The organism is Vibrio jasicida CAIM 1864 = LMG 25398, assembly GCF_000400365.1.
GTDB classification, from domain to species: domain Bacteria; phylum Pseudomonadota; class Gammaproteobacteria; order Enterobacterales; family Vibrionaceae; genus Vibrio; species Vibrio jasicida.
In genome coordinates this window covers 44751-67727 of the sequence record NZ_BAOG01000035.1, presented here as the reverse complement: position 1 = coordinate 67727, position 22977 = coordinate 44751, and the positions used below count along the sequence as shown (strand labels likewise).

At 44.7% G+C, this 22977-nt stretch carries 21 protein-coding genes; 11 read left to right on the top strand and 10 right to left on the bottom strand.

Features of this window, described 5'->3' with window-relative positions:
* Nucleotides 1-70 precede the first annotated feature (70 nt).
* From VJL_RS09945 to sdhC, 4 genes are read right to left on the bottom strand one after another with little or no spacing between them, the layout of a single operon-like run.
* A complete protein-coding gene (locus VJL_RS09945; protein ID WP_038865681.1) occupies nucleotides 71-781 on the bottom strand; it encodes a succinate dehydrogenase iron-sulfur subunit in 711 nt (236 codons plus the stop codon).
* Nucleotides 782-799: 18 nt separating this feature from the next.
* The gene (sdhA, locus tag VJL_RS09940) at nucleotides 800-2566 is read right to left on the bottom strand and encodes a succinate dehydrogenase flavoprotein subunit (RefSeq protein ID WP_038865683.1); all 1767 of its coding nucleotides are present in this window, start codon (nucleotides 2564-2566) and stop codon (nucleotides 800-802) included.
* The gene (gene sdhD, locus VJL_RS09935) at nucleotides 2567-2911 is read right to left on the bottom strand and encodes a succinate dehydrogenase, hydrophobic membrane anchor protein (RefSeq protein WP_038865684.1); all 345 of its coding nucleotides are present in this window, start codon (nucleotides 2909-2911) and stop codon (nucleotides 2567-2569) included. It lies immediately after the preceding gene.
* Nucleotides 2905-3297: a succinate dehydrogenase cytochrome b556 subunit gene (gene sdhC, locus VJL_RS09930; protein ID WP_005446421.1), complete on the bottom strand. Its 393-nt coding sequence runs from the start codon at nucleotides 3295-3297 to the stop codon at nucleotides 2905-2907. Before sdhC ends, sdhD begins: the two co-directional genes overlap by 7 nt.
* A gap of 395 nt (nucleotides 3298-3692) precedes the next feature.
* Here sdhC and VJL_RS09925 point away from each other — a divergent pair, with 395 nt between their 5' ends.
* A complete protein-coding gene (locus VJL_RS09925; protein WP_038865686.1) occupies nucleotides 3693-4982 on the top strand; it encodes a citrate synthase in 1290 nt (429 codons plus the stop codon).
* A gap of 222 nt (nucleotides 4983-5204) precedes the next feature.
* Here VJL_RS09925 and VJL_RS09920 read toward each other — a convergent pair whose 3' ends face one another.
* Nucleotides 5205-5963: a Nif3-like dinuclear metal center hexameric protein gene (locus VJL_RS09920; RefSeq protein WP_038877579.1), complete on the bottom strand. Its 759-nt coding sequence runs from the start codon at nucleotides 5961-5963 to the stop codon at nucleotides 5205-5207.
* Between the two features lie 132 nt (nucleotides 5964-6095).
* On the opposite strand from VJL_RS09920, the gene VJL_RS09915 reads away from it, so the two are divergent.
* Entirely contained in the window at nucleotides 6096-6848 is a 753-nt protein-coding gene (locus tag VJL_RS09915) for a DUF1853 family protein (protein ID WP_038877577.1), read from the top strand.
* A gap of 203 nt (nucleotides 6849-7051) precedes the next feature.
* On the opposite strand, the gene pgm is transcribed toward VJL_RS09915, so the two are convergent.
* Together pgm and seqA are read right to left on the bottom strand one after the other, a co-directional pair.
* Nucleotides 7052-8698, bottom strand: coding sequence for a phosphoglucomutase (alpha-D-glucose-1,6-bisphosphate-dependent) (gene pgm, locus VJL_RS09910; RefSeq protein ID WP_038877576.1), 1647 nt, complete (start codon nucleotides 8696-8698; stop codon nucleotides 7052-7054).
* 92 nt (nucleotides 8699-8790) lie between these two features.
* Nucleotides 8791-9333, bottom strand: a complete 543-nt coding sequence (gene seqA, locus VJL_RS09905) for a replication initiation negative regulator SeqA (protein WP_038865694.1) — start codon at nucleotides 9331-9333, stop codon at nucleotides 8791-8793.
* Nucleotides 9334-9425: 92 nt separating this feature from the next.
* On the opposite strand from seqA, the gene VJL_RS09900 reads away from it, so the two are divergent.
* The 3 genes from VJL_RS09900 to fldA all read left to right on the top strand — a co-directional run bounded on the left by VJL_RS09900 (nucleotide 9426) and on the right by fldA (nucleotide 11109).
* Complete coding sequence (locus VJL_RS09900) at nucleotides 9426-10193, top strand: alpha/beta fold hydrolase (RefSeq protein WP_038877575.1); 768 nt, start codon at nucleotides 9426-9428, stop codon at nucleotides 10191-10193.
* Nucleotides 10194-10305: 112 nt separating this feature from the next.
* Nucleotides 10306-10527 carry a DUF2788 domain-containing protein gene (locus VJL_RS09895; RefSeq protein WP_038877574.1) on the top strand — a complete coding sequence of 74 codons (222 nt, stop codon included), beginning with the start codon at nucleotides 10306-10308 and terminating at the stop codon, nucleotides 10525-10527.
* Between the two features lie 48 nt (nucleotides 10528-10575).
* Nucleotides 10576-11109, top strand: a complete 534-nt coding sequence (gene fldA / locus VJL_RS09890) for a flavodoxin FldA (RefSeq protein WP_038877571.1) — start codon at nucleotides 10576-10578, stop codon at nucleotides 11107-11109.
* A gap of 54 nt (nucleotides 11110-11163) precedes the next feature.
* Here the strand turns inward: fldA and VJL_RS09885 are convergent, their stop codons facing one another.
* The gene (locus tag VJL_RS09885; protein WP_038877569.1) at nucleotides 11164-11667 is read right to left on the bottom strand and encodes a DUF4442 domain-containing protein; all 504 of its coding nucleotides are present in this window, start codon (nucleotides 11665-11667) and stop codon (nucleotides 11164-11166) included.
* Between the two features lie 199 nt (nucleotides 11668-11866).
* Here VJL_RS09885 and fcrX point away from each other — a divergent pair, with 199 nt between their 5' ends.
* Together fcrX and VJL_RS09875 are read left to right on the top strand one after the other, a co-directional pair.
* A complete protein-coding gene (gene fcrX, locus VJL_RS09880; protein ID WP_010643296.1) occupies nucleotides 11867-12316 on the top strand; it encodes a ferric iron uptake transcriptional regulator FcrX in 450 nt (149 codons plus the stop codon).
* A 71-nt stretch (nucleotides 12317-12387) separates the two neighbouring features.
* Nucleotides 12388-12975, top strand: coding sequence for a type II secretion system protein (locus VJL_RS09875; protein ID WP_038877566.1), 588 nt, complete (start codon nucleotides 12388-12390; stop codon nucleotides 12973-12975).
* Nucleotides 12976-13028: 53 nt separating this feature from the next.
* Here the strand turns inward: VJL_RS09875 and glnS are convergent, their stop codons facing one another.
* Nucleotides 13029-14699, bottom strand: coding sequence for a glutamine--tRNA ligase (gene glnS / locus VJL_RS09870; protein WP_038877564.1), 1671 nt, complete (start codon nucleotides 14697-14699; stop codon nucleotides 13029-13031).
* 237 nt (nucleotides 14700-14936) lie between these two features.
* A complete protein-coding gene (gene nagE / locus VJL_RS09865; protein WP_038865705.1) occupies nucleotides 14937-16511 on the bottom strand; it encodes an N-acetylglucosamine-specific PTS transporter subunit IIBC in 1575 nt (524 codons plus the stop codon).
* 489 nt (nucleotides 16512-17000) lie between these two features.
* Between nagE and nagA the strand changes: the two genes are divergently transcribed.
* From nagA to asnB, 4 genes are all read left to right on the top strand, one after another.
* Nucleotides 17001-18137 (top strand): N-acetylglucosamine-6-phosphate deacetylase, encoded by a 1137-nt coding sequence (nagA, locus tag VJL_RS09860; protein WP_038865707.1) that lies wholly within the window; start codon nucleotides 17001-17003, stop codon nucleotides 18135-18137.
* Nucleotides 18138-18139: 2 nt separating this feature from the next.
* Complete coding sequence (nagC, locus tag VJL_RS09855; protein ID WP_038865709.1) at nucleotides 18140-19354, top strand: DNA-binding transcriptional regulator NagC; 1215 nt, start codon at nucleotides 18140-18142, stop codon at nucleotides 19352-19354.
* Nucleotides 19355-19435: 81 nt separating this feature from the next.
* Entirely contained in the window at nucleotides 19436-21025 is a 1590-nt protein-coding gene (locus VJL_RS09850; RefSeq protein ID WP_038877561.1) for a cation:proton antiporter domain-containing protein, read from the top strand.
* 229 nt (nucleotides 21026-21254) lie between these two features.
* Nucleotides 21255-22919: an asparagine synthase B gene (gene asnB, locus VJL_RS09845; protein ID WP_038865711.1), complete on the top strand. Its 1665-nt coding sequence runs from the start codon at nucleotides 21255-21257 to the stop codon at nucleotides 22917-22919.
* The last annotated feature ends 58 nt before the right edge of the window (nucleotides 22920-22977 follow it).

The following is a 22977-nucleotide window of genomic DNA, read 5'->3' as shown; positions in this document are numbered from 1 at the left end:
CACGTTTGCTGCGGTCTGCGCCGAGCTATTAAGAGCCGACCCATTTAGGTCGGCAATTTTTTGTTGTTAATTAAATCGAACGATTGACCAACATCGACTTGATATGACCGATAGCTTTCGTTGGATTTAGCCCCTTAGGACAAACACTTACACAATTCATGATGCCATGGCAACGAAAAACGCTAAATGCATCATCAAGATCGGACAAACGTTCATCAGTCGCTGTATCTCGGCTATCAATTAACCAACGATAGGCCGCTAAAAGACCAGCAGGGCCGATAAATTTATCAGGGTTCCACCAGAAAGACGGACAAGATGTCGTACAACATGCACACATAATACATTCGTACAAGCCATCTAGATGCGCACGCTCATCAGGCGATTGTAAGTTTTCACGAGACGGTGGAAGAGCACCATCGTCAATCAAGAAAGGCTTAACTTTCGCATAGTTATCGTAGAACTGAGTCATGTCAACGATAAGATCACGTACAACAGGCAGACCAGGTAATGGTCGAATGACGAGCTTATCGCCTTTCAAAGCAGATAAAGGTGTAATACACGCTAATCCGTTTTTACCATTCATGTTAAGGCCATCAGAACCACACACACCTTCACGACATGAACGACGGAATGCAATGCTAGGGTCTTGCTCCTTCAAAAGGATCAAGGCATCCAGAAGCATCATGTCTGATCCTTCTTCAACCTCAAGCGTGTAGTCTTTCATGTACGGCTTTTGGTCGACATCCGGGTTGTAGCGGTACAAAGAGAAATTCAGTTTCATAATATTACCCTCCTTTCCTTAGTACGTACGTGCTTTTGGCGGAAATGCTTCACGATGGATTGGCTCCATGTTTACACCACGTTTAGCCATTGCTTCCGTTTCCGGGTTGTAGATTGAGTGGCATAGCCACTGCTCATCATCACGATCTGGGAAGTCAAAGCGAGCATGTGCACCACGGCTTTCTGTGCGGTAGTTTGCTGCTACAGCTGTTGCGTATGCTGTTTCCATCAAGTTCTCTAGTTCTAGACACTCAATACGTTGAGTGTTGAACTCTGTCGATTTGTCAGCAAGGTGTGCGTTCTTCAGACGCTCACGGATAACTTTAAGCTCTTCAAGACCTTTAGCCATTGCATCACCTTCACGGAATACCGAGAAGTTGTTTTGCATACATTGTTGTAGGTCTTTACGAATTTGCGCTGGATCTTCACCGTCAGTGCTATTTTCCCAACGGTTGTAACGCTCTAGTGAACGTTCAATGTCTGCTTCAGTTGCAGGTTTCGCATCAGCTTGTTTGAGCAGAGTTTCACCTAGGTGCAGACCTGTTGCACGACCAAATACCACCAAGTCTAGTAGTGAGTTACCGCCAAGACGGTTAGCACCGTGTACTGATACTGATGCAATTTCACCACAAGCGAATAGGCCTTGAACTTCAACATCCGCGCCGCTTTCATCTTGCTTAATCGCTTGGCCTGATACCTGAGTAGGAATACCACCCATCATATAGTGACACGTAGGAATTACCGGGATTGGCTCTTTGACCGGATCAACGTGCGCAAATGTACGAGACAACTCACAAACGCCCGGTAAACGAGACTCCAGTGTATCTTTACCTAGGTGATCAAGTTTCAATTTAATATGTGGACCCCAAGGGCCATCACAGCCACGACCTTCACGGATTTCAATCATCATTGAACGTGCAACCACGTCACGACCAGCAAGGTCTTTCGCGTTTGGTGCGTAACGCTCCATGAAGCGTTCGCCGTCCTTGTTTAGAAGGTAACCACCCTCACCACGACAACCTTCGGTTACAAGAACACCTGCGCCAGCGATACCCGTTGGGTGGAACTGCCACATTTCCATGTCTTGCATTGGGACACCAGCACGAAGTGCCATACCAACACCATCACCAGTATTGATGTGCGCGTTAGTCGTTGATGCGTAAATACGACCTGCACCACCCGTTGCTAAGATGGTTGCTTTCGATTTGAAGTAGCACACTTCACCCGTTTCCATGCATAGCGCCGTACAGCCTAGAACAACACCATCTTCATTTTTAACGATATCAAGAGCATACCACTCAGAGAATACCGTTGTTTTGTGCTTGATGTTTTGTTGGTATAGCGTGTGCAGGAGTGCGTGACCAGTACGGTCAGCCGCTGCCGCTGTACGCGCAGCTTGCTCGCCACCAAAGTTCTTTGACTGGCCACCAAACGGGCGTTGATAAATAGTGCCGTTATCAAAACGAGAGAAAGGAAGACCCATTTTCTCTAGCTCGATAACAGATTCAGGGCCGTTCTTACACATGTATTCGATTGCGTCTTGGTCACCGATATAGTCAGAACCTTTAACCGTATCGTACATGTGCTGTTCCCAATGATCTTCGTGCGCATTACCTAGCGCAACCGTAATACCACCTTGAGCAGAAACAGTGTGTGAACGTGTTGGGAAAACTTTAGATAGCAACGCACATGACAGGCCTTGCTCCGAAATTTGTAGTGCAGCGCGCATACCCGCACCACCAGCGCCGATTACTACGGCATCAAACTCACGAACTGGAATAGACACTTACGCACCCCACAGAATAAATAGACCAGAGAAGACATAGCCGAATAAAACGGCAATAACACCAAGTTGCAATGCACCACGAAGTATCGCGGGCTTAATGTAATCCGTTAACACCTGCCACAAACCAACCCACGCGTGAATTAGAATTGAGACTAAGGCCAACATGGTGAAAACTTTGGTGAACGTACCACCAAAGAATTGGGTCCAAGATGCGTAAGAGATATCTGAGAAAGCGCAGAAGCTAATCAGATAAATCGTGTATAGCGTCATAATGATTGCTGATGCACGAATCAATAAGAAATCGTGGACACCATTACGACCAAATGAAGAGACGTGTTTTACCATACCAAGATCCCCGCCAATAGTGATAATACTGCAGTAGCACCAAATGCGACTTTAGCGCTCATCGCGCCTGAATCGAGTTCTTCGAAATGGCCTAGGTCCATCAACAGGTGACGGACACCACCAGCGATGTGGTAGGCAAGTGCAGTTAGAATTCCCCACAGAATGAATTTCACGAAGAAGCTATCGACGATATCAGCGGCTTCCATAAAACCCATCGGGGATGACAGAGAAATGGACAGTAACCAAAGCAATATGCCCACCGCAACAAACGTAATCACACCCGACACACGATGTAGGATGGACGCGATTGCTGTGATGGGAAAGCGGATGGTCTGTAAATCTAAATTAACAGGTCTTGACTTTCTTTCTTTCACGGGCTTGCTCACTCAGCTCCATTGAGCATTTATTGTTATAACCAATTTCAGCTTCCAAACGTACAAAAGTTAACATTTGATTAACAAATACTCGCAATATGCTCGGAGATAATTGTAAACACTTTGTTAACAAACGGAGTCAGTAAACAAACCTCACTTTTGTTTCCAGCCCCGAATTTATAAGGATTTAACTAAAATTTTCTGTGCCAATATACGGCCAGCAACATTCTAATACAATTGATGTAACAAATTATGCTACATAGAACAGATTTTTAACGATTTTCATGAGAAAAATCATAACAAGTGCACACAAAAATGGAGAAAAATTGACTTTAAGCTTTAACAACAGTACAAAAATGGCACATAAACATCCTGGACGGATTAAATAATAAACAAAGGAGATTGTTATGGCGGATAAGAAAGCTACCCTTCACGTTGAAGGTCATGCGCCGATCGAACTGCCAATTATGGACGGTACGCTAGGTACACCTGTGATTGATGTTCGTAAACTGGGAGCCAATGGTTACTTTACTTTTGACCCAGGTTTTCTTGCCACTGCATCTTGTGAATCATCAATCACGTATATCGACGGCGGCAAAGGTATTCTTTTGCACCGCGGCTACCCGATTGATCAATTAGCCAATAACGCAGATTACTTGGAAGTATGTTACATCCTGCTTTATGGTGAAGCCCCTACCCGTGAGCAATACGAGCAATTCAAAACAACGGTTACTCGCCATACGATGGTGCATGAACAAATCGCAAGCTTCTTCCATGGCTTCCGACGTGATGCACACCCAATGGCAGTAATGTGTGGTGTGGTTGGTGCACTAGCGGCCTTCTACCACGATTCACTCGATATCAACAACGACGAGCACCGTGAGATCGCGGCGTACCGTCTGCTGTCTAAAATGCCAACATTGGCGGCGATGTGTTACAAGTACTCTATCGGTCAGCCATTTATCTATCCTCGTAACGACTTAAGCTACGCAGAAAACTTCCTACACATGATGTACGCAAACCCATGTGAAGAATACGAAGTAAACCCTGTTGTTGCTCGTGCGATGGATAAGATCTTCACACTTCACGCAGATCACGAACAAAACGCATCGACATCAACGGTTCGTTTGTCCGGTTCTTCTGGTGCGAACCCGTTCGCATGTATTGCCGCAGGTATTGCTTCTCTATGGGGTCCTGCGCACGGTGGTGCAAACGAAGCATGTCTGAAGATGCTTGAAGAGATCGGAAGCGTAGATAACATCCCTGAGTACGTAGAGCGTGCAAAAGACAAAGATGATCCATTCCGTCTAATGGGCTTCGGTCACCGCGTTTACAAAAACTACGATCCACGTGCAACGGTAATGCGTGAAACATGTCACGAAGTACTAAAAGAGCTAAACATCAAAGATCCACTGCTAGACGTTGCAATGGAACTTGAACGTATTGCTCTTTCTGACGAATACTTCGTGTCTAAGAAGCTATACCCGAACGTAGACTTCTACTCAGGCATCATCCTAAAAGCAATCGGTATTCCTGTATCGATGTTTACGGTTATCTTCGCGATTTCTCGTACTATCGGTTGGATTGCTCACTGGAACGAAATGCACAGCGATCCACTAAACCGAATCGGTCGTCCTCGTCAGCTATACACTGGTGAAACTCAACGCGAGTTCTCTCCACTGCACGAGCGTGAGTAGGCGTTAGAATCGAGAATCGAGAATCGAGAATCGAGAATCGAGAATCGAGAATCGAGAATCGAGAATCGAGAATCGGATAAGTGTTGGGGTTGACGTGAAAGCGTCAACCCTTTCTTTTTTGAAGAGACGAGAACGAGCTACGCCCCATAGAACGCTTCGCTTCGGAATGCGAGAGATAATTGCTTAACACTTTCGCATCTCACAGGGCGAAGCCTGTCCCTTTTATACTGGATTATCAATATCGATAAACGTGACGTCTAACCCGTGCTCTTGCGCTAACCATTCACCCAACGCTTTAATGCCATAACGTTCGGTTGCGTGGTGACCTGCAGAGAAGTAATGAATATCCAATTCACGAGCGGTGTAAGTCGTACGTTCTGAGATCTCGCCCGAAATAAATGCATCTAATCCATGTTGAGCAGCAAGCTCAATGAAGTCTTGACCACCACCGGTACACCAACCTACTGTCTCAATCATTTTTTCTGCATTGTCAGGCGCGATATGCAAAGGTTCACGGTTTAATACGTGATTGATTTTGTTCGTGAAATCAGTGCCAGTCATTGCTTGTTTTAAGCGGCCAAACAGAGCGACAGATTGAGGGTGTCCTTCTAAGCCACCTTCCACTTCAATGTCTAGCAAGCGTGCCAACTCTGCGTTGTTACCCAACTCAGGATGAATATCTAGCGGTAAATGGTAGCCGTAAAGGTTGATGTCACTTTTGATCAAACTGCGGATACGCTTTCCTTTCATACCACGAATTGGCTCTGGTTCACCTTTCCAAAAGTATCCGTGATGAACAAGCAGTGCATCAGCCTCTAACTCGATGGCTTTATCGATCAATGCTTGTGAGGCCGTTACGCCTGTCACGATGCGTTTGATTTCTGATTTGCCTTCAACTTGCATTCCATTCGGTGCGTAGTCTTTAATAAGTTGCGGCGATAATTTCTCGTTAAGGATCTTTTCCAGCTGTAAATTATTCATTGTTACTTCCAATACTTGTGGCTTAAACAAAGTGTATATCGAACCGCGATCAGGATGCTAGTTGTGGCATCCCCAACCAGAATAAATTTCGATACAATAGAAAGGCTCTGCCTGCGACAACAAGGATAATGGATGAATTCTCTACAACGTTTCTATCAATGGATTGCTAGCACCCCACCACTTTTTAAACTTCAAACGCCCTTTGTCACCGTCGAAGACATTCTGACACCACCTCTATCGGACAATGAAGATTACGATGGCAATCCACGACTTGGCTTCCTTTACCAACACCTTTGCACCAAGCTACTGACTTGCTCGCCTCGATATGAACTGGTTGCTGAAGAGATTCAACTCAACGACACGGCTGGCCGCACAATTGGCGCCGTCGATTTGATCCTCGAGAATCAGGAAACCAAACAATACGAGCATTGGGAAGTGGCCATCAAATTTTACTTACTGAATGAAGGCATTTGGTATGGCCCGAATGCACATGACCAACTGCATAAGAAACTCGATCGCATGCTTACCCACCAACTAAAAATGAGCCAGAGAGAAGAGTTCCACCAGCAGTTACCGTTAGACGTTGTACCGAGCGAACACTTGCTGATGCAAGGTCGCCTCTATGTAAATCCTTTTTCAGACGAGCCAACCCCTACAACCTGTTTAGGTTACGAGCTAAACCAAAGCCAAATATCCGGCAATTGGTGTTATCAAAGCCAATGGGAAGGGATCAAAGAACCTTTATATGCTCTTTCCAAACCACTATGGGCAATTGGCAATAAGGAGTTCTTGGAACCCATCGATAAACCATCAGATAGGTTTATTCACGCTCAAACAAAGAGTGGTCAATTTTGGTTTGTTGTACCTGATACGTGGCCGAACTAAAACGGGAAACGATTTTATTTTGCTTTTCTAGGAACAAGTCCCGTCAACACCTTCTTAATCAAAATACCTTTCAGCTATACTCTCAACGAGCACCTCTCGATTCCTAGAGCGAAGCGTTCCCGACTCTCGAAGCGCAGCGTACCCTCTTCACAAACAAAAAGGGCCGACGCAATGTCGACCCTTTCGAACCTTAATCGTTTGAATTACAAACCAGCGGCTGCAAATACTTGATTAACGATTTCTTGTGCTTCGGCTTCGATTTGTTTTAGGTGCTCTTCACCTTTAAAGCTTTCACAGTAAATCTTGTAGATGTCTTCAGTGCCTGATGGACGAGCAGCGAACCAGCCATTGGCTGTCGTTACTTTAAGACCACCAATTGCAGCACCGTTACCAGGAGCATGTGTTAGACGAGCCGTAATTACGTCACCTGCTAGTGTTTCTGCCGCGACCATTTCTGGTGACAACTTCTTCAGTACGTCTTTTTGTGGACCGTTTGCTACAGCTTGAATACGGTTATACTTGGACTCACCGTGCTTCGCCGCAAGCTCTTCATAGTAATCTTGCGGGTTCTTACCCGTTACCGCAGTGATCTCTGCCGCTAGAAGACATAGCAAGATGCCATCTTTGTCTGTTGACCATGGCGTACCATCTTTACGAAGGAAAGACGCACCAGCACTTTCTTCGCCGCCGAAGCCAAACTTACCAGTGTACAGACCGTCCACAAACCATTTGAAGCCAACAGGCACTTCACATAGCTCACGACCTAGATCCGCAACAACACGGTCAATCAGAGCGCTTGAAACTAGCGTTTTACCAACAGCGACATCTTTACCCCACGCGTCACGGTGACGGTATAGGTAGTCGATACAAACCGCTAAGAAGTGGTTCGGATTCATCAAACCTTTTGGCGTAACGATACCGTGACGGTCGTAGTCAGGATCGTTACCAAATGCTAAATCGTATTCATCTTTCAGCGCCAATAGACCCGCCATTGCGTAAGGAGAAGAACAGTCCATACGTACAACGCCGTCTTTATCTAGCGACATGAATTGGAAAGAAGGATCAATCGCTTCACTTACTAGCGTTAGGTCCAGGTTGTATGCCTGACCAATTTGACGCCAGTAATCGATGCCGCTGCCGCCTAATGGATCTACACCAATCTTCAAGTTTGCTTTTTGGATTGCTTCCATATCGATAACGTTCACTAAATCGTCGATGTATGGTTTCACCAAATCCATCTCTACAAACAGCTCAGATGCTTTTGCTTCAGCTAACGGTAGGCGTTTAACGCCTTGTAGACCTTCAGCAATCAGTGCGTTTGCACGATCTTCGATAGCCTGAGTTAGCTCTGCTTCAGCTGGACCACCGTGCGTCGGGTTGTACTTGATGCCGCCGTCTTGAGGTGGGTTATGAGATGGGGTAATCACGATGCCATCTGCTTTGTCATCATGCTTGATGTTATAAGTCAGAATCGCGTGTGAAATACCAGGCGTTGGCGTGTAGCCGTTGTCTTGCTGGACAATCACTGTCACACCGTTTGCAATCAATACTTCAATCACACTTGAAAACGCTGGTTCAGATAGCGCGTGCGTGTCTTTGCCCACAAACAGTGGACCTGTTGTACCTTGCTCAGCACGAACTTCTGCGACCGCTTGAGCGATAGCTAAAATGTGGTTTTCGTTAAAGGTGTGCTTGTCCGCGGTACCGCGGTGACCAGAAGTACCAAATTGAACGTTATGCTCTGCATTTGATGCATCAGGTTGAAGTAAGAAGTAGTTAGCAACGAGTGCTGGGATATTATGAAGATCTTCCTGCTGCGCTTTTTGCCCAGCACGAGGGTGCATAGCCATGTTTGACATCCTTTCTTTAAATACAAATAAAATCAAAAAAGCCTCATAATATCCGCTATACGCTACACATTATGAGGCTTCTATCAGGTTTCTTAGATTGAACCTGTTACTTTCTCTATCAAGTCAGGCTGGAACTCCATATGAGTCATCACCTGCTCAACCATCTGTCGCTTGCGACTGGTGTTGTTATTAGTGATTACCCAAAATGGCGTACCAGGAATTGCTTTAGGCTTGGTGGTATTGCCGTTTGCTAGCAGAGTATCTTCATTATCAGCAAAGTAAACGCGCTTGCGCCCTTTTACTTTCGTTGCTTGAGAGAAGCTCTCTGGATTTAAAGTGTGTAAGGTTGATAGAACCAACATGAAGCGATCAATCGCTTTCTTAAGGCCAGCAAACTCATCAGAAATCAGTAGAGAACGCATCTCTTTTACGGTATCCACTGATTCTGTTTTACCAGCATCTTTACTTACTACAATCCCTTGTGGCTGCTCGATTACAGGTGCAACGACGGCTTCCTGCAACTGACCATCAAGGTTCAAAAGGCGTCGTAAAATATCCGAGGCACTTTCACCGATATGCTTGGTTTGACCCGCAATGTAACGGTATAGATCCTCATCAACCTCAATTGTTTTCATTCGCTTTTCACATTCTCAATGTTTAAACTCTGGGGGATTATAACGAGATCCTCGCGGATACTCCACGTTAAACCCATCACGAATAAGATAAAATGTCAGCATTACTCAACTATAAGCAGGAAGGCCAAGGCCAAACGGTTGTTTTGATTCATGGATTGTTTGGCAGTTTCAGTAATCTAGGTTTACTGGCTCGCGACCTCGTCCAAGATCATTCCGTGATCAGCATTGATCTACGAAATCACGGTCTCTCTTTCCATTCAGATACACACAACTATGAAGTCATGGCGCAAGATGTTGCTGATTTACTTCGCAATATCGACATCGAGCCTGCGTTAGTAATCGGCCACTCTATGGGTGGTAAGGTTGCAATGAAACTAGCAGATGTCGCTCCTGAATTAATAAAACAGCTGATCGTTTTAGACATGGCACCAGTTGCCTACAACACAAATCGTCACGACAATGTATTTCGTGGTCTACAGGCGGTAGTCAAAGAACAACCAAGTAATCGCCAACAAACCATGGATATTCTTGCTCAACACATTGAAATGGACGGCGTAAGACAATTTTTGTCGAAGTCGCTGTATAGGAACGGTGACAAAATGGATTGGCGCTTTAATGTCGCAAGCTTATTCAACAATTATGATCAGATTATTGGCTGGCAAGAAATTGCTACCACAGATATTCCAACTCTGTTTGTTAAAGGTGGAGATTCAGACTACCTAATGCCTGAGCATCAGCCTGCTGTTAAGCGTCAGTTTAACAACGCAAAAGCACACATTATCGCCAATACCGGACACTGGTTACATGCAGAGAAACCCGCTGAAGTAATGCGTGTGATCAGGAAATATATTTCGAGTTAACAAATTCGAAAAACAACGCCAGATTATTGAAATAACCCTTCTTGTTGTGCATTAACTTTACTGTTTAACAGTGGTATAGTGCGCCCAAGAATTTTTGGCATGAAGGACGACAATGCTATACGACTATATGGACATGCTCGAGTCGATTGGGCTCGATCTGCTTTTTGCTGCTATCTTCTTTTTCATCGGGATGGCAATAAAAGATGTGCTAAAACAAGGTAACGTACCTGTTTATGGTCGTCGTATTGTGTGGTTAGTCCTTTTCCTTGGCTGCGCTGGTTTCATCGCGAAAGGCCTGATTCAGCTCAGTTGGGAAGGCACAGGGCTTGGTTAAGCTCTTCTCCCCATCGCCAGTAACAAACAATGTAAAGGTATAGACTCTATGGCAAGTGTAGGTATCTTCTTCGGTAGCGACACAGGTAATACTGAAGCCGTTGCAAAGATGATTCAAAAGCAACTAGGTAAACAACTAGTTCACGTTCAAGACATCGCAAAAAGCAGCAAAGAAGACATTGATAACTTTGATCTTCTTCTTCTAGGTATCCCTACGTGGTACTACGGTGAAGCGCAATGTGATTGGGATGATTTCTTCCCTGAGCTTGAGCAAGTAGACTTCTCAACAAAGCTAGTCGCTATCTTTGGTTGTGGTGACCAAGAAGATTACGCAGAGTACTTCTGTGATGCGATGGGAACAGTTCGTGACATCGTTGAAGCAAAAGGCGGTACTATCCTTGGCCACACTTCAACTGAAAGTTACGAGTTTGAAGCGTCTAAAGCACTTGCAGAAGGCGACGATAGCCAGTTTGTTGGCCTATGTATCGACGAAGATCGTCAACCAGAATTGACTGATGAACGTGTCGAAAACTGGGTTAAGCAAATCTATGAAGAGATGTGCCTAGCTGAGCTTGAAGGCTAATACAGCACCTATTGAAAAAGACCTCCACCTTGGAGGTCTTTTTGTATCTCTCTATCAAGAAGCTTCCGTTGCGACCTCTTCTTCTCGATATTGAGGTTTCTTCCTCACATACAACTTCCGTTGCACTTCCGATACAACGTTACCTTCTTTGTCTTTCACATAGGTAATAAACTCTGGAAAGCACTTTTCACCGTTACGAGTCATTTGGTAAATGTCAGCTAGCATTCCTTCTGTTACTTCAAACTCGGCAAATAAATCACTCTGTCCCGGTTTGATGAAGTTGATACTCGCCTCTTTATCCCACACAAAATACTCTTCCCGTAAAATGCCCATCAACATCAGAGAATAAATTGGGTCCGTAAGCGAGAAGATACTACCGCCATACTGGGTACGATTTGCGTTTTTATTCCACCAACGGAGCTTCAAACGAACGTTAACCGTTCGAAAGTCTTCAGAAATATGTAAGATTTTGATACCTGAGCCCCAAAATGGCGGCCAAATATTAAGCGCAAACTTAACAATCCCTGGTTTATAAATCTTGGCAAGTCGCTTATTCATACCTATCCATAGCCTTTGCGATGCAATGTTACAAAAATGTAACTGGTCTGATCTGTAATATAATCGACCTGTTTCTAATTTACAAAAAGAATCTATTAACCCTTTGAAGTTCGTGGTTTAATGTTCAGTACGCTTCGCCTATAATGGTAGGAATATTGAATTCTGTTAAATCGCTGCAGATGATCCAACGGGAAAGTATATGTCAGATAATAATCAGGCGCTGAAGGATGCGGGTTTAAAAGTAACCCTTCCAAGGCTAAAAATTCTAGAAGTACTTCAGCAGCCAGACTGCCAGCACATCAGTGCTGAAGATTTGTACAAAAAGCTAATCGATCTAGGTGAAGAGATTGGTCTAGCAACCGTTTATCGTGTATTAAACCAATTTGATGATGCTGGTATTGTTACCCGCCACCATTTCGAAGGCGGTAAATCAGTATTTGAACTGTCAACTCAACATCACCACGATCACTTAGTATGTTTAGACTGTGGTGAAGTAATTGAGTTTTCAGATGACGTGATTGAAGAACGTCAAAAAGAAATCGCAGCTAAGTACAATGTTACGCTTACTAACCACAGCTTGTACCTATACGGTAAATGTAGCGATGGTTCTTGTAAGACGAATCCTGACGCGCACAAGCCTGCAAAATAAAAAGTAACGCTTTTTATTAATAAAGACTCTAAACGTCAGCTTCGGCTGGCGTTTTTTTATGGAGACAAGCGATGAAGAAAAGGAATTCTTGTGGCTTTACCTTACTCGAACTGATTATTGCAATTGTTATTCTTGGGATACTGGCTGTTGTAGTCGCACCGCGATTCTTAAACCTTCAAGACGATGCCTACCAAGCCAAGATGGAAGCCATCGCAGACCAATTTGAAACGGCAGTTAAGTTCACCCAAAGCCAGTGGTTAGTTAACGGGGGGACACCAGCAGCACAGCAAAATATAGATGGCTATGGTGGCGGAGAACTTGATGTCAATGAATTTGGCTACCCTTTAGGAACAAACAAAGGCAACGCCAGTGGGAATATTGGTAACCCATACAATATTGGCCAAGGGAACGCAGGATGTATTGCCGTATGGCAAGCTCTATTAGGTGATGAATACTCGCTATCGAATAATCGGAATGCAAACGATAGGTTTGATTTTATAACGCGCCGTATCAGAGACAATGACTCCCACCAATCCGTTTGCTATTACACGTATACAAAAAAAGGTTACGAACGAACTCCCGAGAACTCAAGCTTTGTCATATGGTACGACTCAAAAGCGGGTACAGTGACGACATCAAAGCCCTCTCGTCTACCATAGGACATAAAAAATGCCAGCAATTTGCTGGCATTTTTGTTAGCGAGGTATTGAGATTATTGGTTCTCGATTTTCGCCCAAGTATCACGTAGACCAACCGTACGGTTGAATACTAGGTTATCTGCTGAAGAATCTTTTGAATCTGCACAGAAGTAACCCATACGCTCAAACTGATAACCTGTTTCCGCTTCTGCCGTTGTTAGGCTTGGCTCAACAAAACCGTTTAGAACCACTAGTGATTCTGGGTTGATTGTCGCAGCAAAGTCATCCGCAGCCGCTGGATTTGGTACTGTGAACAAACGATCGTACATGCGGATTTCTGCAGGCAATGCTTTGTCTGCTGATACCCAGTGGATTACGCCTTTCACTTTACGGCCATCTGCCGGGTTCTTACCTAGCGTTTCAGCATCGTAAGTACAGAAGATTGTTGTGATGTTGCCTTCCGCGTCTTTCTCGATGCGTTCAGCCTTGATCACGTATGCGCCACGTAGACGTACTTCTTTACCTAGAACAAGGCGCTTGTACTTCTTGTTTGCTTCTTCACGGAAATCTTCGCGCTCAATCCAAACTTCACGAGTGAATGGCACTTCACGCTCGCCCATTTCAGGTTTGTTTGGATGGTTAGCAACCGTCAGAGTTTCTACCGCACCTTCTTCAAAGTTCTCGATAACGATCTTAACTGGATCTAGAACGGCCATCGCACGTGGTGCGTTTTCGTTTAGATCATCACGAATACAAGATTCTAGTGAACCGAACTCAATCATGTTCTCTTGTTTCGTTACACCGATACGCTTACAGAACTCACGAATAGATGCAGAAGTGAAGCCACGGCGACGCAGACCAGATACGGTTGGCATGCGTGGGTCATCCCAACCATCAACCAATTTCTCAGTCACTAGTTGGTTTAGCTTACGCTTAGACATCACTGTATATTCAAGGTTTAGGCGACTGAATTCGTACTGGTGTGGACGGCAATCAATCGTGATGTTGTCTAGAACCCAGTCGTACAGACGGCGGTTATCCATAAACTCAAGAGTACAGATAGAGTGCGTAATGCCTTCTAATGCATCAGAGATACAGTGTGTGAAGTCGTACATTGGGTAAATGCACCACTTATCACCAGTCTGGTGGTGAGTCGCAAAACGTACACGGTAGATAACTGGATCACGCATTACCATGAATGAAGAACCCATGTCGATCTTAGCGCGAAGACACGCTTTGCCTTCTTCGAACTCACCTGCACGCATTTTTTCAAATAGCGCTAGGTTTTCTTCGATTGGGCGATCACGGTATGGGCTTGGTTTACCCGGAGCCGTTAGCGTACCGCGGTATTCACGAATCTGCTCAGGACTTAGCTCATCAACATACGCTAAGCCTTTATTAATCAATTCAATTGCATATTCGTAAAGCTTGTCGAAGTAGTTTGATGAGTAACATACTTCACCATCCCACTCGAAGCCCAACCAGTTTACATCTTTCTTGATAGACTCAACGTATTCGATGTCTTCTTTTTCAGGGTTTGTATCGTCAAAACGCAAGTTACATTGACCCTGGTAGTCCTGAGCAATACCGAAGTTCAAACAGATAGACTTAGCATGACCGATATGCAGGTAACCGTTCGGCTCCGGCGGGAATCGAGTATGCACGCTAGTGTGTTTACCATCCGCTAGATCTTTATCAATAATCTGGCGAATAAAGTTTGATGGACGAGCATCAGCTTCACTCATCTATAGCACCTCAAAAATATTAGTATTGTCAGAGAAAACAGAACTCCACAACCAAGGTTGGATTTGCAGAGTGCATTGTTCCTAATGATCCACAATTCTTAGCGATTAGACAACAAGAACCGTCGTTAAAAAGGCAATATTTCTCTACTTAGGTGGAAACCAAAGCATATTGAAACGCTTGAAACAAAAAAAAGACCTCCCGAAGGAGGTCTTTTATAGAGAGTCTTTAAGATGTTACTAAGGAAGTTTTACATCTGATAGGTCTTCACCTGCACCGATTGCTTTCATTTCACCAGCAACGATTTCTGCAAGAGGACCAAGGATAACTTGTAGGTTGTTTTCACCTAGCTTAACCACACCCTTCGCACCAAGTTTCTTAAGAACAGCTTCGTCAGCGACTGAGCGGTCTTTAAGAGTAAGACGTAGACGAGTGATACATGCGTCAATTGAAGTTAGGTTGTCGTGACCACCTAGTGCTTTCAGGTATTGACGAGCTAGGTCACCTTTTGGTGCATCACCAGCTGGAGCAGCAGATGCATCTTCATCGTCATCTTCACGACCTGGCGATTTCAGGTTGAATGCGCGGATTGCGAAGCTGAATGTGAAGAAGTATAGAGCACCGAAGCTTAGACCTAGAGCAAGAAGCACTAGAGGCTTAGTAGCTAGACCGTAGTTCAGTACGAAGTCGATTAGACCCGCAGAGAAACCAAAGCCATGTAGCGTGCCAAGCATGTTTGCAAGTACTAGAGATAGACCAGTAAACACGGCGTGCATTGCGTATAGAGCAGGAGCAAGGAACACAAACATGAACTCTAGAGGCTCTGTAATACCTGTTAGGAATGAACAGAACGCTACTGAGAATAGTGCGCCACCAACTTGGCTGCGTTTCTCAACTGGTGCTGCTAGGTACATAGCTAGTGCCGCACCTGGTAGACCGAACATCATTACAGGGAAGAAGCCGTTCATGAATACACCAGCGCTCTTATCGCCGCCGAAGAAGCGGTGTAGGTCACCAGATTTAAGCGTTTCAGTTACTTCTTTAACTGTTGCTGTGATTTCTGGAGTTACAGAGTTAGCGAATTCGAATGTGTGAGTTTGACCAGCAACAAGAGTCTTAGCTAGAGCTGGGTCAACACAAAGCTGTTGTAGAGCAGGAAGTGCTTGACCAGCAGCAGTTGCGCCAGATACTAGAACTTCTTGACACGTACCCATACCGAACCAGAAGTACGAGTTTAGTACGTGGTGTAGACCTACAGGGATAAGTGCGCGGTTAAGCGTGCCGTAAACGAACTGACCGATAGCACCAGAAGTAGAAACTGCGTGCGCTAGCGCGTCAAGACCGCCTTGAATTGTTGGCCATACAACACCAGCAAGAGCACCAGCTACAAGCGAGAATAGACCCGCCATGATTGGTACTAGACGTTTGCCAGAGAAGAATGCCAACCACTCAGGAAGACGAGTAGCATGGAAAGCGTTGTAAGAGTGACCAGCGATGATACCTGCAATGATACCGCCGAAGAATGACATGTTAACACTTGCATCAATTGTCGCTGCAGTAGCAGTTAGCACGAAGTAAGCAACTGCACCTGCTAGACCAGCAGCACCTTGACCGTCTTTAGAAAGACCGATCGCGATACCTAGACCGAATAGTAGTGGTAGTTGACTAAAGATTGCGTTACCAGCTGATGCCATAAACGCAATGTCTAAAAGGTCAGGTTGACCCAAACGTAGTAAAAGCGCTGCAACTGGAAGCGTTGCGATAGGAAGCATAAGAGCTTTACCTAACTTCTGCGCGTATCCAAGAATATTCACCTTAAGTTCCCCCTATAGGATTTTATGTTTTGTCGAATGACTTATTTCAGTCGTTCAATTTAGTCGCTACCAGTTTATGATATTAATTTTGCTCCGCAAATTAAAAGCTCATTGTTTGTGATCATAATCACCAGAAACAGCCCTTTGGGAAGGTTTTTGCTAGCGAGATCATAAAACTTATTTTATTATACGAAAAAATGGCGTTTTAGAGATAAGATCCTCGCACTTTATGCAAGACAGAATCAGTGTTATTTTGGTATCTCTACAGATGATTCGCAGTAACTTCGCTCTGGAAAACAATCATAAAAACTAATTCATTTATTATTTTTCAGTTAGTTACTCTGATAATGACATCGATAAAACGCGACTTGCTGTATGTGACTCGTTATCTAATTCAGTGATACAAACTAAGTACCAGCATGACTCATGCAGTCACCAGTTAGATAACGGGACAGAAAATGAATTCTCATCTATAAGGACTAGCTGACTATGTACGCGCTAAGTAACTGTAAAATCTATACCGGTAGTGATGTTCTTACCGATCATGCGGTCATCATCGACAATGACCAGATTCAATCAGTTGTGCCAGTAACTCAATTACCAGAAGGTATTGAGATCAAAGATCTGGACGGTGCAAATCTAAGCCCTGGTTTTATTGACCTTCAGCTAAACGGCTGTGGCGGTGTGATGCTAAACGACGAAATCACACCTGAAACCATGCAAATCATGCACGAAGCCAACCTAAAGTCGGGTTGTACTAGCTTCCTACCAACTCTTATCACGTCTTCAGACGAAGACATGCGTGCTTCGATTGCTGCGGCTCGTGAATACCACAACAAATACCAAAACCAATCGTTAGGTCTTCACCTTGAAGGTCCTTACCTTAACGTTGCGAAGAAAGGCATCCACAGCGTGGACTTCATCCGCCCTTCTGACGACGGCATGATTGACCTTATTTGTGCGAATGCAGATCTCGTAGCAAAAGTAACACTAGCACCAGAGCAAAATGATCCTGAGCACATAGCACGTCTCAAAGCGGCAGGTATCGTCGTATCAATCGGCCATACAAATGCTACTTACGCAGAAGCGCGTGAAGGTTTTGAAGCAGGTATCACCTTTGCTACTCACCTATTCAACGCAATGACGCCAATGGTTGGCCGTGAACCTGGTGTTGTTGGTGCGATTTATGACACTCCGGAAGTTTACGCCGGCATCATTGCTGACGGTTTTCACGTAGACTACGCAAACATCCGAATTGCTCATAAAATCAAGGGTGAAAAGCTTGTTTTGGTGACGGATGCCACAGCTCCAGCAGGTGCTAACATGGATCACTTTATTTTTGTTGGTAAGAAAGTATATTACCGAGATGGTAAATGTGTTGATGAAAATGGCACATTAGGCGGCTCAGCTCTGACTATGATAGAAGCAGTTCAGAATACAGTTGAGCACGCAGGCATCGCTTTAGACGAAGCTTTACGAATGGCTACACTGTACCCAGCAACCGCAATCGGTGTTGAGGAACGTCTTGGCCGAGTTCGAAAAGGAATGGTGGCAAACCTGACTATTTTCGATCGTGACTTCAATGTAAAAGCGACGGTTGTTAACGGACAATACGAGCAAAATTAAGCATGAATGGCGGACAGATTGGTAATGTAGATTTAGTAAAACAGCTTAACAGCGCTGCGGTATACAGGCTGATTGACCAACAAGGTCCAATTTCCCGTATTCAAGTCGCGGATGTTAGTCAGCTCGCCCCTGCGAGTGTTACCAAAATAACCCGCCAACTCTTAGAGCGCGGCTTAATTAAAGAGGTCGCGCAACAAGCATCTACCGGTGGTCGCCGAGCGATATCGCTGACCACTGAGGTAAAACCCTTCCACTCTATCGCTGTGCGATTAGGCCGAGACTACGTGCAATTTAGTTTGTACGATCTAGGTGGCACGGCGTTGGCAGAAGACCAGCACGAACTTCACTACACCAATCAGGCTGACTTGATCGCTGGTTTGATTGATCTGTTGAAAGACTTCGTAAATCGCTGCCAAGACAAAATCGACCAACTTATTGCTATCGGCATCACCCTACCTGGCTTGGTAAACCCAACTACAGGTGTTGTTGAATACATGCCAAACACAGATATCGATAACTTAGCGCTTGGCGAAATCATCCGTGAGAAGTTCAATACTGCGTGTTTCGTTGGTAACGATGTACGTGGTATGGCTCTGGCTGAACACTACTTTGGTGCAAGCCAAGATTGCCAAGACTCAATTCTGGTCAGTGTTCACCGCGGTACTGGTGCGGGCATCATCGTAAATGGTCAAGTTTTCTTGGGCTTTAACCGCAACGTAGGCGAAATCGGACACATCCAAATTGACCCACTCGGTGAGCAATGCCAATGCGGTAACTTTGGTTGTTTAGAGACCGTAGCGGCAAATCCAGCAATCATTCAACGTGTGAAAAAACTGATTGCACAAGGTTACGAATCTAGTTTAACTCAGCTTGAACACATCACGATTGAAGATGTTTGTAACCACGCAATGAATGGTGATGAACTGGCGAAACAAAGTCTGGTTCGTGTGGGTAATCAACTTGGTAAAGCGATTGCAATTACCATCAACTTATTCAACCCACAAAAAATTGTCATTGCTGGTGACATTACTGCCGCTGAAGAAATTGTCTTCCCAGCGATTCAACGAAACGTAGAAAACCAATCTTTGAAGACCTTCCATAACGAACTTCCAATTGTTGCTTCTCATATTGATAAGCACCCAACAATGGGCGCATTTGCGATGATTAAACGCGCCATGTTGAACGGAGTTTTGTTACAAAAGTTACTAGAAGACTAAGTTTATACAACCAATTGAGTTACAATCTCGGGCTGTGATTTCACAGCCCGTTTTTGTATATCAGGAATATAGCTCAACAGTATGGAAATTATTCTAATTACAACGGCCTTCATCGCCGGTTTTATTGCGCTCAAATGCCACCTTCCTCCATTGGTTGGCTTTCTACTTGCCGGCTTTGGCTTGCACGCGTTTGGTTACCAAAGTAATGACGTCATTGTTACCCTTGCAGATCTTGGTGTTACGCTTCTCCTCTTTACAATTGGCTTAAAGCTAGATGTCAAAACCCTACTCTCTAAAGAAATTTGGGGAGGAGCCACGGCGCACAACGTTCTTTCAACTCTTTTCTTTGCGCTTGTTCTTATTGGACTAAAACTGCTCGGCTTATCCTCATTGACAAGCATGGATAGCACGCAAATTCTACTTCTCGCTTTTGCTTTATCATTTTCCAGTACTGTATTTGCCGTTAAGACACTACAAGAAAAAGGTGAGATGAACGCGACCTACGGGACCCTCGCTATTGGTATTCTGGTTATGCAGGATATTTTTGCCGTGGTTTTCCTTACCGCTTCAACGGGTAAAATTCCGGAGTGGTATGCGATAGGTTTGTTTGCATTGCCTCTTCTTCGTCCATTGTTCTATAAACTCTTAGACAAGGTAGGCCATGGCGAGATGCTGGTTCTCTTCGGTATCTTCTTTGCGTTAGTCGTTGGCGCAGGCCTATTTGAGCTTGTTGGTATGAAGCCTGACCTCGGTGCTCTTATCCTCGGTATGCTCTTGGCAGGACACCGTAAAGCATCTGAATTATCCAAATCTCTATTCAATATGAAAGAACTATTCTTAGTCTGCTTCTTCTTGAATATTGGTTTGTCGGCATCTCTGAGCTTCACAGGCATTGGTTTGGCGTTGCTGTTTATTTTACTACTGCCAATTAAAGGTCTGCTTTACTTCCTAACCATCAACTATTTCAAATTCCGCGTACGTACCTCACTTCTGACATCACTATCATTATTCAACTACAGTGAATTTGGTTTGATCGTCGGTGGATTGGCCTACAAAATGGGTTGGATGCCAAGTGATATGCTTGCTGCGATTGCAGTTGCCGTCTCCATTTCTTTCATTATCTCTGCACCATTGAACCGCTTGGGTCACCAGATCTACCAGCATTCTGGGAAATGGCTACAAGAAACAGCAGCCGAAAAGCTCAATCAACGCGACCAACTTATCAACCCGGGCCATGCTCAAGTCCTGATTTTAGGTATGGGCCGAATTGGCACTGGTGCCTACGATGAGTTGCGTTCTCGCTATGGCAAGATTTCTCTTGGTGTAGAAGTCCGTGAAGAAGCAGCGCATAAACACCGTTCTGAAGGACGCAATGTAATTTCTGGCGACGCGACCGACCCCGATTTCTGGGAACGAATTTTAGATACAGCCAATGTAAAGTTGGTCTTACTGGCGATGCCACATCACCAAGGAAACCAAACCGCATTAGAGCAACTACAAAGCCGAAAATATAAAGGCCAAATTGCAGCGATTGCTGAATATCCCGATCAGCTAGAAGGATTACTAGAAAGTGGTGTTGATGCGGCGCTGAACATTTATAGTGAAGCCGGTAGCGGTTTTGCGCGTCATGTTTGCGAGCAACTTCAACCTCAGTTCACCCCGATGAAATAAGCATCAAAAACAATATTTTTATTGAGCCCTCTAACAATAAGAGGGCTTTTTTGTGTGTTTTTTATACCAAACCTTAATCTCATTCATCAAAACAAGACTTATTTTAAACACCATCTAATAGACAAGCCTTTTTATCATTTTTTTAATCATAAAACGTTGCTTTTTTTACTCACAATGGCAAATTGAAGCCATACCGATTAAAAATTGTTTAGTTTAAAAAGGATGTTGTATGTGTTCAGTATTTGGCATTTTAGACATTAAGAGTGATGCAGCAGCATTGCGCCCTATCGCACTTGAGATGTCGAAAAAGCTTCGTCATCGCGGTCCAGACTGGTCTGGAATCTACTCATCAGAACGCGCAATTCTTGCGCATGAGCGTCTAGCGATCGTTGGTCTAAATAGTGGTGCGCAACCACTATACAGCCCTGATAAAAAACTCATCCTTGCTGTAAACGGTGAAATCTACAACCACAAAGAGATTCGTGCTCGCTACGAAGGCAAATACGAATTCCAAACCGATTCAGATTGTGAAGTTATCCTAGCGCTATACCAAGACATGGGCGCAGACCTTCTTGAAGAACTAAACGGTATTTTCGCATTCGTACTTTACGATGAAGAAAAAGACGAATACTTAGTGGGCCGTGACCACATCGGTATCATCCCGCTTTACCAAGGTTACGATGAGCACGGCAACTACTATGTTGCTTCAGAAATGAAAGCACTAGTACCAGTATGTAAGACCGTGAGCGAGTTCCCTCCAGGTTGTCACTACGGCAGTGCAGATGCAGAGCCTCAACGCTACTACACTCGTGACTGGAATGAATACGCAGCCGTACAAGGTAACAGCACTAGCAAAGAAGAATTGACTGAAGCTCTAGAAGCAGCGGTCAAGCGCCAACTAATGACTGACGTGCCTTACGGTGTACTTCTTTCAGGTGGTCTAGATTCTTCTATTACGTCTGCGGTAGCGAAACGCTTTGCAGCGATGCGTATTGAAGATGATGAGAAGTCTGAAGCTTGGTGGCCACAACTGCACTCTTTCGCTGTCGGCCTAGAAGGTGCGCCCGATCTGAAAGCTGCTCGTGAAGTTGCTGACCAAATTGGTACGGTTCACCATGAAATGACATACACCATCCAAGAAGGTTTGGATGCCATTCGTGACGTGATTTACCACATTGAGACGTATGACGTAACAACGATTCGAGCTTCTACTCCGATGTTCCTTATGGGTCGTAAGATCAAAGCAATGGGCATCAAGATGGTACTGTCTGGCGAAGGTGCGGATGAGATTTTCGGTGGTTACTTATACTTCCACAAAGCACCAAACGCTCAAGAGTTCCACGAAGAGACGGTACGTAAGCTTCTCGCTCTAAACATGTTTGACTGCGCACGTGCTAACAAATCACTAGCGGCGTGGGGTGTAGAAGGCCGTGTTCCATTCCTAGATAAAGAATTTATTGACGTTGCAATGCGCCTGAACCCAGCAGACAAGATGTGTGGCAACGGTAAAATGGAAAAACACATTCTACGTGAGTGTTTCGAGCACTACTTACCAGAGTCAATTGCATGGCGTCAAAAAGAACAGTTTTCTGATGGTGTAGGCTATAGCTGGATCGATACTCTAAAAGAAGTGGCTGAGCAGAAAGTGACTGACCAGCAAATGGAAACAGCGCAGTTCCGTTTCCCTTACAACACACCAACCACAAAAGAAGGTTATGTGTACCGCGAGATCTTTGAAGAGCTGTTCCCGCTACCTTCTGCAGCTGAATGTGTTCCTGGAGGCCCTTCAGTAGCGTGTTCTTCAGCGAAAGCGATTGAATGGGATGAGTCTTTCCAAAACTGTGTAGATCCATCAGGACGTGCTGTGCAAGCCGTTCATAACGACGCATATTGATTCTAAGGTAGGGCTGGCTCCACCAGCTGCCTTTCAGTCTTTAGGCACAAAGATCAAA